The 15,046-nt window shown below is 67.6% G+C and carries 14 protein-coding genes and 3 pseudogenes; 6 read left to right on the top strand and 11 right to left on the bottom strand.

Annotation, left to right across the window (positions count from 1 at the left end; genetic code table 11):
* Together GCN81_RS03015 and GCN81_RS03010 are read left to right on the top strand one after the other, a co-directional pair.
* Nucleotides 1–745, top strand: a 745-nt coding sequence (locus GCN81_RS03015; protein ID WP_156721852.1) for a transposase, incomplete at its 5' end; no start/stop codon positions are given.
* Nucleotides 746–765: 20 nt separating this feature from the next.
* Nucleotides 766–1,035: pseudogene (locus GCN81_RS03010) on the top strand (IS630 family transposase); the annotation flags it as partial.
* A gap of 12 nt (nt 1,036–1,047) precedes the next feature.
* Here the strand turns inward: GCN81_RS03010 and GCN81_RS03005 are convergent.
* Nucleotides 1,048–1,359, bottom strand: a complete 312-nt coding sequence (locus GCN81_RS03005; protein WP_156721851.1) for a hypothetical protein — start codon at nt 1,357–1,359, stop codon at nt 1,048–1,050.
* A 760-nt stretch (nt 1,360–2,119) separates the two neighbouring features.
* On the opposite strand from GCN81_RS03005, the gene GCN81_RS03000 reads away from it, so the two are divergent.
* Entirely contained in the window at nt 2,120–3,301 is a 1,182-nt protein-coding gene (locus GCN81_RS03000) for an RNA polymerase sigma factor (RefSeq protein ID WP_156721850.1), read from the top strand.
* Nucleotides 3,237–3,626: a hypothetical protein gene (locus GCN81_RS02995; protein WP_156721849.1), complete on the top strand. Its 390-nt coding sequence runs from the start codon at nt 3,237–3,239 to the stop codon at nt 3,624–3,626. Before GCN81_RS03000 ends, GCN81_RS02995 begins: the two co-directional genes overlap by 65 nt.
* A 357-nt stretch (nt 3,627–3,983) precedes the next feature.
* On the opposite strand, the gene GCN81_RS02990 is transcribed toward GCN81_RS02995, so the two are convergent.
* The 7 genes and pseudogenes from GCN81_RS02990 to GCN81_RS32150 form a co-directional block, all read right to left on the bottom strand.
* The gene (locus GCN81_RS02990; protein WP_156721848.1) at nt 3,984–4,265 is read right to left on the bottom strand and encodes a hypothetical protein; all 282 of its coding nucleotides are present in this window, start codon (nt 4,263–4,265) and stop codon (nt 3,984–3,986) included.
* A 10-nt stretch (nt 4,266–4,275) separates the two neighbouring features.
* Entirely contained in the window at nt 4,276–4,872 is a 597-nt protein-coding gene (locus GCN81_RS02985; RefSeq protein ID WP_156721847.1) for a hypothetical protein, read from the bottom strand.
* 472 nt (nt 4,873–5,344) lie between these two features.
* Nucleotides 5,345–5,614: pseudogene (locus tag GCN81_RS02980) on the bottom strand (transposase); the annotation flags it as partial.
* 62 nt (nt 5,615–5,676) lie between these two features.
* A complete protein-coding gene (locus tag GCN81_RS02975) occupies nt 5,677–6,840 on the bottom strand; it encodes a methyltransferase domain-containing protein (protein WP_156721846.1) in 1,164 nt (387 codons plus the stop codon).
* Nucleotides 6,837–7,784 (bottom strand): ATP-grasp ribosomal peptide maturase, encoded by a 948-nt coding sequence (gene tgmB / locus GCN81_RS02970; protein ID WP_156721845.1) that lies wholly within the window; start codon nt 7,782–7,784, stop codon nt 6,837–6,839. Before tgmB ends, GCN81_RS02975 begins: the two co-directional genes overlap by 4 nt.
* Nucleotide 7,785: 1 nt before the next feature.
* On the bottom strand, nt 7,786–8,223 hold the full coding sequence (tgmA, locus tag GCN81_RS02965) for a putative ATP-grasp-modified RiPP (protein WP_156721844.1): 438 nt from the start codon (nt 8,221–8,223) through the stop codon (nt 7,786–7,788).
* On the bottom strand, nt 8,220–8,483 hold the full coding sequence (locus tag GCN81_RS32150; protein WP_231626327.1) for a hypothetical protein: 264 nt from the start codon (nt 8,481–8,483) through the stop codon (nt 8,220–8,222). Before GCN81_RS32150 ends, tgmA begins: the two co-directional genes overlap by 4 nt.
* Nucleotides 8,484–8,590: 107 nt before the next feature.
* Here GCN81_RS32150 and GCN81_RS02960 point away from each other — a divergent pair.
* Together GCN81_RS02960 and GCN81_RS02955 are read left to right on the top strand one after the other, a co-directional pair.
* Nucleotides 8,591–9,417 (top strand): annotated as a pseudogene (locus GCN81_RS02960) (helix-turn-helix domain-containing protein).
* On the top strand, nt 9,414–9,623 hold the full coding sequence (locus GCN81_RS02955; protein ID WP_156721843.1) for a DUF397 domain-containing protein: 210 nt from the start codon (nt 9,414–9,416) through the stop codon (nt 9,621–9,623). The pseudogene GCN81_RS02960 and the gene GCN81_RS02955 overlap by 4 nt, the downstream one beginning before the upstream one ends.
* Nucleotides 9,624–9,695: 72 nt before the next feature.
* Here the strand turns inward: GCN81_RS02955 and hemW are convergent, their stop codons facing one another.
* From hemW to lepA, 3 genes are all read right to left on the bottom strand, one after another.
* The gene (hemW, locus tag GCN81_RS02950) at nt 9,696–10,928 is read right to left on the bottom strand and encodes a radical SAM family heme chaperone HemW (RefSeq protein WP_156721842.1); all 1,233 of its coding nucleotides are present in this window, start codon (nt 10,926–10,928) and stop codon (nt 9,696–9,698) included.
* Nucleotides 10,929–11,055: 127 nt separating this feature from the next.
* Nucleotides 11,056–12,945 carry an AMP-dependent synthetase/ligase gene (locus GCN81_RS02945; protein WP_156721841.1) on the bottom strand — a complete coding sequence of 630 codons (1,890 nt, stop codon included), beginning with the start codon at nt 12,943–12,945 and terminating at the stop codon, nt 11,056–11,058.
* A gap of 201 nt (nt 12,946–13,146) precedes the next feature.
* Nucleotides 13,147–15,012, bottom strand: coding sequence for a translation elongation factor 4 (lepA, locus tag GCN81_RS02940; protein ID WP_156721840.1), 1,866 nt, complete (start codon nt 15,010–15,012; stop codon nt 13,147–13,149).
* Nucleotides 15,013–15,046 lie beyond the last annotated feature (34 nt).

Genomic DNA, 15,046 nt, shown 5'->3' with positions numbered 1-15,046 from the left:
CATCGACGCGGACGCGGCCGCTCGTGCCGTGCTGTCCGGACGGGCCACCACCGTGCCGAAGAGCGCGGACGGGCCTGTGGAGGACATGCGGGTCCTGCGGCTGGCCAAGGAATCGGCGGTCAAGGCCCGCACTCAGGCGCTGAACCAGCTCAAGGCCGTCCTCATGTCCATCGACCCGGATCTGCGCGAACTCCTCACCGGCCTGAGCAACCCTGCGCTGGTCGCCACCTGCGCGGCCCTCGACGTGGATCACCGCGGCGAGGCCGTCTTCACGATGCGCCTGCTCGCCCGCAGAGTCCAGCACCTGTCCGACGAGGTCAAAGAGCTCACCCGCCGCACCACCAGGGCCGTCCGCGCCTGCCGGCCCCAGATGCTGGACCTGGTCGGCGTCGGGCCCGACAGCGCCGCAGTCCTCCTCATCGCCGCAGGTGACAACCCCGACCGACTCGTCGACGAAACGTCCTTCGCCGCGTTGTGCGGCGTCAGCCCGGTCGAGCAGTCCTCCGGCAAGACACAACGCCGACGCTTGAACCGCGGAGGCAACCGCCAGGCCAACGCCGCCCTCTACCGCATCGTGCAGACCCGCATCCGCTGGGACGAACGCACCCAGAAGTATCTGGAGCGACGCACCGCCGAGGGCATGTCCAAGCGCGAGATCATCCGGTGTCTGAAGCGGTACGTCGCCCGCGAGCTCTACCGGCACATCCAGCCCCGAGCCGCCAACCAGACCCCTTCTGTGGCTTGACGAAACATAGGGGCTTCCTCTCCCCGCACCTGACCACGAAGAAGTGCCAGCGCGTCGCCACCTGGGCAGCGGCGAACAACGTCGAGATGGCCTACACCCCGACCAACAGCTCCTGGCTCAACCGCATCGAGGCCCAGTTCACAGCCCTGCGCTACTTCACCCTCGACGGCACCGACCACGCCGACCACAAGGAACAGGGCAGCATGATCCGCCGCTATATCATCTGGCGAAACCGCCACGCCGACGACCGGCGCCTACGCGCCGTCGTCGACAGGGCGAACGTTGCCTGATGCGGCACTAGGTCAGGAGGCAGTGCCCTGAGCAGGGCACTGCCAGTCGGCCGAGTCGATCGTGGTTCCCTCCGCGTTGCTGAGGTGGAAGCAGTTGCCGTTGACCCACACCGTGACCGATTCGGGCCGATGGTCGACCTGGAATGGTTCGTTCCTGCGCAGAGTTCCGGACCATGACCCATCCGCTGCAGGCGAGTGGGTGACAATAGCCCACGTCTGCTTCGGGAGCATCTGGTGCGTCTCCGCCCAGGGCTCCACGGTCAGCTCCAGCGCCGCCTCACCGCCATTGCCGATCAGCAGCCGCGCGGTTCCGACACTGCTCATTCCCGGCACCCCCTTGCCTCTGCGGGCGATCCCGCACGCAACTGCAGAGCCTAGGGGCGCTCACGACCCGATCATCACACACGCACGCCTACCTTAAAGCCGCCTTGCCACCCGAGTCATCAAGCAGCCCTGCCGGGACGAAACGCCCGTTCAGGTGGGCACAGGGCCGACATGGTTTGGTCCTGGCGCATATGTGTCAGCCCATGCCGCAGATCATGACCGTGCGTCGTGCTTGAGGAGGAACTGCACGTCGTGGCAGAACTTGTCGAACGAAGGCGCCCCGGAGCGGGCTGCGTCGAGGTCGAACCCTCGACGAACGACGGCTGGCGCGCTGTCGCCTGGTACGTAGCACCGCGGGGCATCCGCTTCGACAGCCATTCCTTAGCGCCCCGGGCCGCTTCAGGGTCAGGGGATGGTACGAGGTCCCCAGGCAGGCCTGCCTGCCCGGCGAGCCCCGCGGCACCGGCCAGGAACCACGCTTCGGCCGGCTGGCCGAACAGACCCGCGGCGACATGTACGCGTACTACATCGACATCGTCCACTTCATGGCCGGCCTCCCGCTCTCCGCCGGACACGTGGCGCCGCAACGGCTGGACAGCGAAGAGCCCACCCGCGGCCGGTGGCGTGAGCTCGTCACCGCCCGACGCGATCTTCATTTCCAGCTGGCTTCGTTGGGCTTCGCCGGAACCCTTGGATTCGGGAGTCCGGGGGATCTGGCGAACAGCCGTGTCCGACGACGTTGCGTGAGGGGGACCGGTCCGTGTCAGAGGCGATGAGGCAGCAACCCGACAGGGATCCGATCGACGACGCGCTGCTGGACGAACTGGAGGCAGAACCACGGCCGGACGCCCAGGCCCGCGGCCGCGTCTACGAGGAGATTGCCCGCCGCCACCAGGATCCGATCGTCCGTCGGGTGGCCCCGGCCATGGGGTACGACCTGACCGCGACCGAGGACGTGGTGCAGGAGACCTTCTACGACGCCTTCCGCTACCTGGAGCAGCACGTCACCATCCCGGCGCCCCGCCTGCTCGGCCCATGGCTGCACGGCGTGGCGCGGAACCGGAGGTACGCGAACTGGCGCAAGCACCGCGAGCTCCTCGCGGCAGACGAGAGCGCGGTGGCAGAGCTGAGCGACGGCGCACTCGCCCGGCAGAGGGAAGTCCGCGACGACCCGGCCGCGACGGACGAGGCAGCGCGCCTGATCGAAGAGGTCAGGACCGCCCTGAGTGAGGAGGAACGGCGCCTCTTCCAGCTGCGGTTCACCAAAGGCATCCGGCCGGGCAGGATCGCCGTAAAGCTCGGCCGGAATCCCTCCACCGTCAGCGACCACTGCACCCACCTCACCAAGAAGGTCGGCCGTTACGTCGGTCTGCTGCTCCTGGTGCGCGGGGACCGCACCAAGTGCCCGGAGCTGCGCACTCTCCTGGAGGAGTACGAGGACCGGAACGGCGCGAGGTTCACCGCCGAGTTGGCCAAGCTCGTACAGCGGCACCTGGACACCTGCCCGACCTGCGGCGACTGCGAGGTCTGGCGCGTAGAGCAGCGCGAGCAACTGCGGATGCACGCCCCCGTCGTGTTCCCGCTCCTGCTTGGCCTCGGCCTGCGCCGCGCGATCGAACACCGAATCCAAGAGGTCTGCCATAGCGGCTCCAGGGTCCGGCGGTCCCCCGTCGCCGCCGTCCCCACAGCCTGTCCCCGGTCCGATGCGCTCCGGCAGGCAAACCCGTCAACCCTCGCTGAAGCGCCGCTGGGTGATCTCCACGCTCGCGGCCGGTGCTCTGGCCATCGGCGTCGGCGTCGTACGAGGAGTGTGGCCCGGCGGACCGGCGACCACAAACCTGGAGAACACCCGTGGAGCCGAGGACATCCGCAGCGCGATGATCGCCCAAGGGCTGGTCGGGGTCGACCTGAAACTCGTCGCGCTTGTCGACCACGCGCGTGACTTCCGCTCGCTACGGACCGGCGGGACCCTGACCCTCTCCGGCCGTTCCCCCCTGAGCGACCTCGCCGTGGACCCGGCCATCGGCGCGTTCTACCATCCGCATGTTGCCGAACACCCCAACGGCCTGGTCAGCTTCGTCCTGACAGTCGACTCCCGTGACCTGCCCATGGTGCTGGAGACCGAGGTTCCCGCCACATCCGAGGTCGACGGCGTCACCCGCGACGCGCCTCACGAGAAGTTCTCGGTGTCCTACCGCGACTGGGCCAAGGGCGACCCGATCGCTGTGCGGCCGGGCCCTTCACCGTCCCCGCCGTGGACCTCGTGAGGCTGTCACCGGCATGTCCGTCACGCGGCTCGGGGGTGTACTCCACGCCGAGGTGCCGGGCGGTCTCGAGGGCCTGCTGCTCACGCTCGGTACGGGTGGGGCGCGACTTCGCGAGCTCCTCGAGGAGCTCGGTGATCGTGGTGTGCTCTTTCCTCGGCCAGCAGGCGCAGCTGGTCACGGACGGCCTCGGTGCAGCTCTTGAGCGTGGCCTGGACGCCTGTGGTGTGAACGATGCTGGACTTGATCCACCCAAGCCTGAAGGTTGCTGGACAGGCTTCAGCCTTTCCAGCAACCTTCAGAGGGTCAACGGTCGTGCCGCCAGGGATGCGAGAGATACAGCGTCCGACACCTCCTCGCTCATCTGAGTGACGAGGTGACTCCAGCCGCCACGTACCCGATCATGAGGCCGACCAGTAGCGCCGGCAGCAGCTTCCGCTCGGTGGCAGCGTTGAATCCACCAGCTACGACAGCTGCTATCAGCCCCACACTCAGCGATGCCCATTCAGTGATCGGCCCGAGGACGCCGTGCGGATTTCTGATCGCAGTGACGACGATCGCTACCACGAAGAGCAAGGCGAACAGGAGGGGGGCTCGCCGGATTCGCCAGTAGCTGCCCTTGGCAGGAGTCACCTCGCTCATCAGCCACCTTTCAGTCGCAGTGTTCCCCAGAGTAGCGGCGTACCGAGGCAGTGGGAACCTTGATCTTGATGCAGCGATCTTCTTTACTGGCGACCCCTGCCTGATAGACGACTACGCCGGCAACGCCCAAGACCGCAGTTTTTGCCCAATCAGGGATGGGGAGGCTGTTAATGATGGCCGCGACCCCTGCGGTCCCGAGTGCAGCCTTATGGGTCTCGGCCTTGTTCAGGTAGAGCGTGCCGGTGACCCAGCCCCAGTTCCAATGCGCCTGTGGCGAGATCACGCCATCGCCCTTAGCGGTCTCGGGCAGAGCGAACTCTATGACGGCCCCTTCGCCGACCTTGACCGTCTGCGGCTGGCTGGTCGCCAGCACTCTCAACCTGGCCTTCTCAAAAGCCTGGTTCGCGGCCTCCGGGTGGGCGGTTGAGACGGAGGAGCTGGAGCGGGTGGATTCTGCGTTCGCAGCCTGCGCGACCGGTGCAATGCCTGCGACGAGAGCGCCGGCCATGACAGTCGAGACGGCGGCTGCGGAAACGCGATTACTGAGCTTCAGTCGAGCGCCACCGCAGTTGACCGAGGTTTCTTCACAGCTTTTTGTGGACTGCACGTGCTCTCCTTCGGGTTTCCTGGACTGGTCGGGTACAGGAGTCGCGCACGGACGCGTGCGCTTCCCTTCGCAGGAGAGTGGAGCATGGACATGCAGACGACATCTCCCTACTTGAGGGGGAATTGAGGTTCGGGTAGGTGCGAATGAGCCAGATAGATCCAGATGCGCCCACGCTGATCCCACCACCTCAACTTCCTATTCCCCCTAATGGAACGCAGCAGGATGCCCGCGTAACCTGACTTATTCGCAGCCCAAAGGAGGGTGCCAGACGTCGCTGCCCCCGTGCTTCGCGCGGACGACGAGGGTTCCCGCCCGGGCCTGGCCGGTCGCGGACGCGGGCGGTGCCCTGCGCTAGTAGGACTCCGTTAGGTTTGCGTGGGTCTTGAGTGTTTGCGTTGGTGGTGACGCGGTAGTGGGCGATGGCAGGCGGTGCAGGTCCCGGTCCAGCACCTCAGCAAGCCCTGAAGAGCGCCAGAGACCTCGCCACGCGCTCGGCGATCCGTCGCCGGACCGGCTGCGGGTTCCATGGCGACTGGTTCACGAACTGCTGAAGGTTCTGTTCGTTGCCGTCCGGCAGCCGCGAGGCCATCGCCTGGATCGACTTGCGCCGTCCGTCCAGCATCAGTCCGCGTAGATAACAGTCGGCCTTGTCCCGCTGATCCCGCCGTGGCACCGCAGCGAAGACGTCCGCAACGAACTCCGCCAGATCAGCGCGCAGACCCTCCACTTGTCTAATGTCCATACGTCCAACGTGCTCCCAAGCAGGCCGAACGAGAAGACCTAACGGAGTCCAACTAGTGTCCGTCAGACAGCGAAGACCCACGATCCGTCGGGCGACAGCAATCTGCTGCCGTCCGGCTTGAGTTCCACCCGGAGCGCGTGCAGGGAGAACCGGTTGTTCTCTTCCCACTTGCGGCGGACTCGCTCCAGGTCGTCCCAGAGCCGACGGGGGCCACCCTGGTGGACGATGGACTTCGGCCCGTCTTCGGCGCGTGCCCACGAACCGTCCACGGCGAGTAGCCACACCACACGGCGTCCGTCGTCGGGGTACGTGGCCGCGCGGGTCTCGACTCCGGGCGTGTCCAGCTCGTAGAGCCACCGAAGGGCCCATTCCCGCCACAGGTCGGGAATCGGCCCGTCCGGGGGCCGTACGTCATCACCCTGTCGCACTCGGGCGAACCTGAACGCGTCGTCGAGCTTCGGCGGGTAGTCCGCTTCCTGTTCCTGCCGGGTCTCCATGAACGTCGCCGGGTCGGGTTGGACCGTGCCTCGCGCGACGCCGTCGGTTCCCATGTCCGCCGTGATCAGCAGGGCGGTGTGGGCGATGGTCGTTACGAGCCGTCCGCCGGGGCGGAGCGCGCGCAGCCATGGCGGAGGGACCGGCCGTACGGAAACGGTCGCCATGATGCGGTCGTATTCCGGCTCCGGAAGTTCCCCGGTGGCGTCGATGGCCTCCACACGCGGCGTGCGCCCGAACTCGGCGAGACGGTTACGGGCAGCCTCGACCAGATACGGGTCCACGTCCACGCTGGTCACGTTGGCGTCCCCGAAGCGGCGGGCGAACAGGGCGGCGGAGTATCCCGAGCCCGTGCCCACGTCCAGCACTCGGTGCCCGCGCTCGACGTCGAGCCGGTGTGCCATCGACACGATGAGCCCCGGCAAAGTACTGGATGACGTGGGGTCCCCCTTGCCGCGTTCACCGAGGTTAGCCTGGTCGGCGTGCGTGGGGCCGACGCGAGTTACGAGTGTCTTGTCCGAGTAGGCGGCGTGCAGCCGCTCGGGGGACTCCTCAGGGTGGTCTACCAACTCCCATTCCCGCGTGGGGCTGTCCGGGACGCGGTGCCACCAGCGCGGGACCAGCCGGTGACGGGGGGTGTTGCTCACAGCGTCGTGCCACGCTGGAGCGTCAGCGGTCACCGTGTCGGCAAGCGCTGCGGCGGCTGTGGTCCATGGAGGTGCTTCGGTCATGCTGTCTCTCCTTGCAAGGCGTCGGCCATGGCCTCAACGAGCGGGACACCGGCCCTGACAGCGAGCCAGTGCCATTGGCCGTTGGGGTTCACCTCGAAGAACACCCAACGTCCGTCCGGGGTGACGGCAAAGTCCAGCGCACCGAAGAACAAGCCAAGTTCGTCCATGAGTCGGTGGACCCCCCTTTCCACGTTCGGGGGCATGCCCACCACCTCGTACCGGTGGGACTGGTAGTCCGTTCGCCAGTCGAGTTGCGCTGCTTCGCTGCCCGTGTGGATGGCGACGGGGAACATGCGGTCACCGATCACCGTCAAACGCACCTCGTACGCCTTGTCCACGCTCTCTTGGAACAGGTGGGCGGTGCCGCTCACTCCGTCGTCCACCTGGTCCGCGGACACCAGCGCCACGGGAAGGAACTGGCGCTTACCTCCAGGGCCGATCACACCACCGCCGAGCCCCTTGTAGACCACGGCCTCGGCCCCGATGAACTCCCGCGCATGGCCGGGGTCGGACGTGATGACGGAGCGGGGCACGTCCAGTCCGCAGCGCGCGGCCACGGCGAGTTGAACGGGCTTGTAGTTCGCGGCGGCGTCTCTGCTCGGGTGGTTGATCCACCGGACGGGCATCGACCCGAGCACGCCGAGTAGGCCCGACCGTGCCTCCGACACCGCGAGGGCGCGCGCGTGTCCGGGCCAGTCTCCGGGGGTCCGAAACTCGTTGGGGCGACGCCACCACACCGACTTGATGCTTTCCAGGCGGACGGCACGGGAGCCGGTGAGCGACCCCGTCCAGCCGTCTCCGGTAAGGGAGACGGCCAGGCGGGAAGCGGTGGGAAAGTCGCCAGTGTCATACCTGACGACGTCCTCACCGCGCTTCACCAACTCCTCGATCACCGCATCGGCCGTGAGGTCGTCCCGGCCGGTCAGGATGAGGATGGACCGCATGTCAGTACAGATCGGTCCCGCTGTCGGAGCCCGGAGCACTGCCGTCGCCGTTGCTGGTCTCTGTCTGCGTCTCCGGCATCTCCGCCGTGATGGCGTGCCACGGGTTGCCCTCCGCCGAGACGTTCAGCTGAAGCGCGTCGCTGTACGTGATGACGGGCGCTTCGCTGTTCGTCGGGGCCGGTGACACCAGGTGCCGGACCCCGAACGGGATAGCCGTTGCGGCATTCACTCTGCGTACCTCCATGGAATCGGGTCTTGCCTGTACGAGCCCTTCGGCTGCCACTTTCACGGCTGCCGCGAACGCCTCCAGCTCGGCCGTCCGCTCGGCGGAGCGCCGCTCTAGCTCGGTGTCGAGAGCCGCGAAGAACTCCGCGCGGAAGTCGGGGTCCGAGTCGATCTGGTCTGCGGCGAGGATGAGCCGGACGGGTAGGCGGGTCACAACAGCTCACCCCGGCTCCGGGCGTTACACCGCGCGTTCTCGGCTTGCAGCCGCTCTATGGGAGCTGCGAGGCGGACGTGTTCGGGTTTCGCTTCCCACTCGGTCCCACCGCAGAGCGGACGCAGTGACCAGTACGGGCCAGCGAGCCCCCGGAACTCACCAACGCCACGCGCACAGCTGGTGTCCACCACGAGCGTGCCGGGGGCTGGAACGGGTGGTGGGGATGCTTGCCGCTCTGCGGGGGTGTTCTTGCCGGACACGATCACTCCTCTCCGTAGTGCTTCCACTACCAAGGAGGTTCAGCGTGACCCTGTATCGGGGCACTCTTCAACTTGTCAGACATGAACGAAAGGTCGGTGAAACCCCTTTGAACCGCAAGGAGTTAGACCCGGACAGTTCACCGCAAGCAGCCTTTGGGGCGCGTCTGCGCAGGCTGCGTGAGGAACTCGGCTGGACACAGGAGGAACTGGCGGAACAGATGGGGTACTCCAGTACGCACATCTCGTCGGTCGAAACTGGTCGCAAACTTCCAACCTTCCGCCTCGCGCGTAGCGCGGACAAGGCGCTGGGGACCGGCGACATGTTCGAGCGCGCATGGCGCAAGGTGCGGCACGCGGGGCTATTGGAGGGCTTCCCTCAGTTCGTTGACCACGAGGCTCAGGCGCAAGAGATCCGGCTCTACGAAGTGGGCATCATCCCTGGCCTGCTGCAAACACCGGACTACGCAACAGTGCTTGCGCAGAGTGCCGTGAAGCGGGGAGCTATCACGGATGACCAGGCAGAGGAGCGGGTCACCCTCATCGCCGAGCGGCAAGCCACACTCGAACGGACACCCTCACCGCTGGTCTTCGTCGTGCTCGATGAGAGCTGCCTTCGCCGCCCCATCGGAGAACCTGCCGTCATGGACGCGCAGTTGGCCCGATTGATCGAGTTCGCCGAGCTGCCGAACACCGTGCTCCAGGTTGCCCCGTTCGCCATGGGGCCCGCCGTCCGTTCGACTTGCCGATCACGGTGTTGACGCTGTCCGATCGATCGCTCATGTCGTATGCCGAGTCCGCCCAACGGGGCCATCTCGAGCGGGAAAGCACGTTCGTACTGCCGATGCTCACGGCCTACCATCAACTACAGGCCGAATCCCTCTCCCAGGCGGAGACTGTGGCCATGATCAGCACGTTACGAAAGGGCACCTTGTGACGACCGAAGACCCGCAGTGGTTCACGTCCTCGTACAGCAACAATGGCGGCCAGTGCATCGAGGTCGCCGCAAACCTCGCCGCCTCGCGTGGCGTGGTCCCCGTCCGTGACTCCAAGAACCCGACCGGTCCCGTTCTGGACTTCCCCGCCGACTCGTTCGCCTCTTTCGTTGCAGGCGTCAAGGCTGGAGAGTTCGACACCGTCTGACCAGTCGGTTAACCGAAACTGGCGCGAGCGGCCCCATCGTGCCACGGCAGGGTGGGGCTTCGCTGCAAGCCTCTAGTCCACCAGGTCGCGGACCACCGCGTCAGCGAGCAGGCGGCCCCGTAGCGTCAGTACCGCGCGGCCCGCGTCGTACGCGGATGGCTCCAGGAGGCCGTCGGCGAGCGCCCGGCGTGAGGCCGCCAGGCCGTCTGGGCGCAGGAGGGACAGGGGACAGCCCTCCCGCAGGCGTAGCTCTAGGAGTACGCGTTCCACCCGGCGGTCCTCGTCCGGGAGGATCTCTCGCCCGGCGCCAGGCGAGCGGCCGTCGCCCAGGGCCTGGGCGTACGCACCCGGGTGCTTGACGTTCCACCAGCGCACCCCGCCCACATGGCTGTGCGCGCCGGGACCCGCGCCCCACCAGTCGGCGCCGCGCCAGTACAGCTCGTTGTGCAGGCAGCGTCCGGCGTCGGATGTGGCCCAGTTGGACACCTCGTACCAGGAGAAGCCCGCCCGCGACAGCGCCTCATCGGCGATCAGATAGCGGTCCGCGTGGACGTCGTCGTCTGTCATCGGAACCTCGCCGCGGCGAATGCGGCGGGCCAGCTGGGTGCCCTCCTCGACGATCAGGGCGTACGCCGACACATGGTCGGGACCGGCGCCGATCGCCGCGTCCAGGGACGCCCGCCAGTCGTCGTCCGACTCGCCCGGCGTGCCGTAGATCAGGTCCAGGTTCACATGGGAGAACCCGGCCGCGCGTGCCTCGGCGACACACGCCTCGGGCCGCCCCGGGGTGTGCGTACGGTCCAGGACCTTCAGTACGTGCTGGCGGGCGCTCTGCATGCCGAAGGAGATCCGGTTGAAGCCCCCGGCGCGCAGCTCGGCGAGATAGGCGGGGTCGACCGACTCGGGGTTCGCCTCCGTGCTGATCTCGGCGTCGGCCGCGAGGCCGAACTCGTCGCGGATCGCGCCCAGCGCCGTGACCAGGTCGGACGCGGCGAGCAGGGTCGGCGTACCGCCGCCGACGAACACGGTCCGCACCGGGCGTGGGTCGTCGCCCAGGACCTTGCGGGCGAGGCGGATCTCCTCGACGAGGTTGGACGCGTAGGTGTCGCGGGAGGCGAGCGCGCCGCCGGTGCCGCGCAGTTCGCTCGCGGTGTAGGTGTTGAAGTCGCAGTAGCCGCAGCGGGTCGCGCAGTACGGGACGTGCAGATAGAACCCGAGGGGCCGCTCGGCGGCGCCGGTCAGGGCGGACGCGGGCAGCGACCCGTCGTCGGGCACGGGTTCGCCGTCAGGCAGTACGGAGGGCATGCACCCATTGTCCGGTACGGGGGCGACTGTGAACGACCGTGCGCCCTGGGCGCCTGTGCGGCAGCCGGGCACAGCGCCACCCGGTGTGGTCGGCCCCACACCGGGTGGCGTGCGGAGCTCGGCGCCGTCAGTCCTCGCGGCTCCCCGCGTACATCTCGTCGATCAGCCCCCGGTACTCGCGCTCGACGACCGGCCGCTTCAGCTTCAGGCTGGGCGTGAGCTCACCGTGCTCCACGTCAAGGTCACGCGGCAGCAGCCGGAACTTCTTGATCGTCTGCCAGCGCTGCAGCCCCTCGTTCAGCTGCCGCACATAGCCGTCGATCAGGTCGACCGTCTCCTTCGCGGCCACCACGTCCGCGTAGGTCTTGGCGGCGAGGCCCTGCTCCTCGGCCCAGGCGAGGATCGACGGCTCGTCGAGCGCGATCAGCGCGGTGCAGAAGTTCCGGTCCGCGCCGTGCACCAGGATGTTGGAGACGTACGGGCAGACGGCCTTGAACTGGCCCTCGACCTCGGCCGGGGCGATGTACTTGCCCCCAGAGGTCTTGATCAGGTCTTTCTTGCGGTCGGTGATCCGCAGATAGCCGTCCGCGGACAGCTCGCCGATGTCGCCGGTGTGGAACCAGCCGTCCGGCTCCAGGACCTCCGCGGTCTTCTCGGGCAACCCGTGGTAGCCCTCCATGATGCCGGGGCCGCGCAGCAGGATCTCGCCGTCGTCGGCGATCCGCACCTCGCAGCCGGGCACCGGCTTGCCGACCGTACCGGTGCGATAGGCCTCGCCCGGGTTCACGAAGGAGGCGGCGCTGGACTCGGTGAGTCCGTACCCCTCCAGGATGTGGATGCCCGCACCGGAGAAGAAGTAGCCGATGTCCGGGGAGAGGGCGGCGGAGCCGGAGACCGCGGCCCGCAGCCGCCCGCCGAACGCGTCGCGCAGCTTGCCGTAGACGAGGGTGTCGGCGACCTTGTGCTTGGCCGAGAGCCCGAACGGCACCGAGGCCGAGCCGGTGCGGCGGAAGTTCTCCTGCGAGGTCTTGGCGTACTCGCGGGCCACCTCCGCGGCCCACTTGAAGATCTTGTACTTGGCTCCGCCGGCGGCCCGCGCCTTGGCCGCGACGCCGTTGTACACCTTCTCGAAGATGCGCGGCACGGCCGCCATATAGGTCGGCTGGACGACCGGCAGGTTCTCGATGATCTTGTCGATCCGGCCGTCGACGGCGGTGACGTGGCCGATCTCGATCTGGCCCGAGGTGAGCACCTTGCCGAAGACGTGCGCGAGCGGCAGCCAGAGGTACTGCACGTCGTCGGGTCCGAGCAGCCCGGTCGCGGCGATCGCCTTCGCCATGTACGACCAGTTGTCGTGCGGCAGCCGTACGCCCTTGGGCTTGCCCGTCGTCCCGGAGGTGTAGATCAGCGTGGCGAGCTGGTCCTTGGTGATCGCCGCGATCCGCTCCTTGACGGCCTCGGGCGACTTCTCCAGATACGCCGTTCCGCGCGCCTCCAGCTCGGCGAGGGAGAGCACCCAGCCCTCCGGGTCGCCTTCGGCGGCCTGGGCGTCCGCCGCGTCGATCACCACGACGTGCTGGATGTCGGGCAGCTCGGCGCGCCGCTCCCGTACCTTGGCCAGCTGTGTCGCGTCCTCGGCGATCAGCACCTTGCTGCCGGAGTCGGCGAGGATGTACGCGGACTCCTCGGTGTTCGTCGAGGGGTAGACGGTGGTGGTGGCCGCGCCCGCGCACAGGATGCCGAGGTCGGCGAGGATCCACTCGACCCGGGTGTTCGAGGCGAGGGCGACCCGTTCCTCGGGGCTGACGCCGAGGTCGATCAGTCCGGCGGCGATGGCGTAGATCCGCTCGGCCGCCTGCGCCCAGCTCAGCGACTTCCAGTCGTCCGGGCCCTGGCCGGAAGCCGGCGGCACCGGATAGCGGTACGCCTCCGCGTCCGGTGTGGCCGCGACCCGCTCCTGGAGCAGGATGGCGACGCTGGGCGGACGGTTCTCGATCAAGGTCTGTGAGTCGCTCACGACATCCTCCGGGCCCGCGACAGTCCAGTTGACTGCGGCCACTTGTTTAACTGGCGAGTAACCTTCGAGCAGTGATCAGGGTAGAGCGCGTTCGCCCGGTGCGTAAGAGTCTGCGACCTGTCACTTTCTACAGACCCCGGATAGCCGAAGGGCCCGCCACACGCGGTGCGTGACGGGCCCGGCGGAGCGGGATCAAGCCGACTACTTCTTCTTGGAGGCGCTCTCGTCGCTGGAGAGCACCGCGATGAAGGCCTCCTGCGGGACCTCGACGGACCCGACCATCTTCATCCGCTTCTTGCCTTCCTTCTGCTTCTCCAGGAGCTTGCGCTTACGGGAGATGTCGCCGCCGTAGCACTTGGCGAGCACGTCCTTGCGGATGGCCCGAATGGTCTCCCGGGCGATGACCCGGGAGCCGATGGCCGCCTGGACCGGGATCTCGAAGGCCTGGCGCGGGATGAGCTCCCGGAGCTTGGCGACGAGCCGCACTCCGTAGGCGTACGCCTGGTCCTTGTGCGTGACCGCCGAGAAGGCGTCGACCTTGTCGCCGTGCAGCAGGATGTCGACCTTGACGAGCTGTGCGGACTGCTCGCCGGTGGGCTCGTAGTCCAGCGAGGCGTAGCCGCGGGTCTTGGACTTCAGCTGGTCGAAGAAGTCGAAGACGATCTCGGCGAGCGGCAGGGTGTAGCGGATCTCGACGCGGTCCTCGGAGAGGTAGTCCATGCCAAGCAGGACGCCGCGGCGGTTCTGGCAGAGCTCCATGATCGAGCCGATGAACTCCGACGGGGCGAGAAGGGTGGCCCGAACGGTCGGCTCGTAGACCTGGTCGATCTTGCCTTCGGGGAACTCGCTCGGGTTGGTGACCGTGTGCTCGGTGCCGTCCTCCATGATCACGCGGTAGACCACGTTCGGAGCGGTCGCGATGAGGTCGAGGCCGAACTCGCGCTCCAGCCGCTCCCGGATGACGTCCAGGTGCAGCAGACCGAGGAAGCCGACGCGGAAGCCGAAGCCGAGGGCCGCGGAGGTCTCCGGCTCGTAGACCAGCGCGGCGTCGTTCAGCTGGAGCTTGTCCAGGGCCTCGCGCAGGTCCGGGTACTCCGAGCCGTCCAGCGGGTACAGGCCCGAGAACACCATGGGCTTGGGGTCCTTGTAGCCGCCAAGCGCCTCGGTCGCGCCCTTGGAGAGGGTGGTGATCGTGTCACCGACCTTGGACTGGCGGACGTCCTTCACACCAGTGATCAGATAGCCGACCTCACCCACGGCGAGGCCGTCGGCGGCGAGCATCTCCGGGGAGTTGGTGCCGATCTCCAGCAGCTCGTGGGTGGCGCCGGTGGACATCATCTTGATGCGCTCGCGCTTGTTGAGCTTGCCGTCGATGACACGGACGTACGTCACGACGCCGCGGTACGAGTCGTAGACCGAGTCGAAGATCATCGCGCGGGCGGGGGCGTCCGCGACGCCGACCGGGGGCGGAACGTCCCGGACCACCCGGTCCAGCAGGCTGTCCACGCCGATGCCGGTCTTCGCGGAGACCTTCAGTACGTCCTCCGGCTGGCAGCCGATGAGGTTGGCGAGCTCTTCGGAGAACTTCTCCGGCTGGGCGGCCGGCAGGTCGATCTTGTTGAGCACCGGGATGATCGTGAGGTCGTTCTCCATCGCCAGGTACAGGTTGGCGAGGGTCTGGGCCTCGATGCCCTGGGCCGCGTCGACGAGCAGGACCGTTCCCTCGCAGGCGGCGAGGGAACGGGACACCTCGTACGTGAAGTCCACATGGCCGGGGGTGTCGATCATGTTGAGGATGTGGGTCTTGTCCTGACCCTCGCCCTCGGTGGGCGCCCAGGGCAGCCGGACCGCCTGGGACTTGATCGTGATGCCGCGCTCGCGCTCGATGTCCATTCGGTCGAGGTACTGAGCACGCATCTGCCGCTGTTCGACCACTCCGGTGAGCTGGAGCATCCGGTCGGCGAGCGTGGACTTGCCGTGGTCGATGTGCGCGATGATGCAGAAGTTGCGGATCAGCGCCGGGTCTGTGCGGCTCGGCTCGGGCACGTTGGTTGGGGTCGCGGGCACGCAGGGTCCTGATTCTTGAGAACGTCTGCAGCTC

It is taken from the genome of Streptomyces apocyni (genome assembly GCF_009739465.1).
GTDB classification, from domain to species: Bacteria; Actinomycetota; Actinomycetes; order Streptomycetales; family Streptomycetaceae; genus Streptomyces; species Streptomyces apocyni.
Note: the sequence above shows the minus strand (reverse complement) of the source record. Positions and strands in the feature narration are given on the sequence as shown.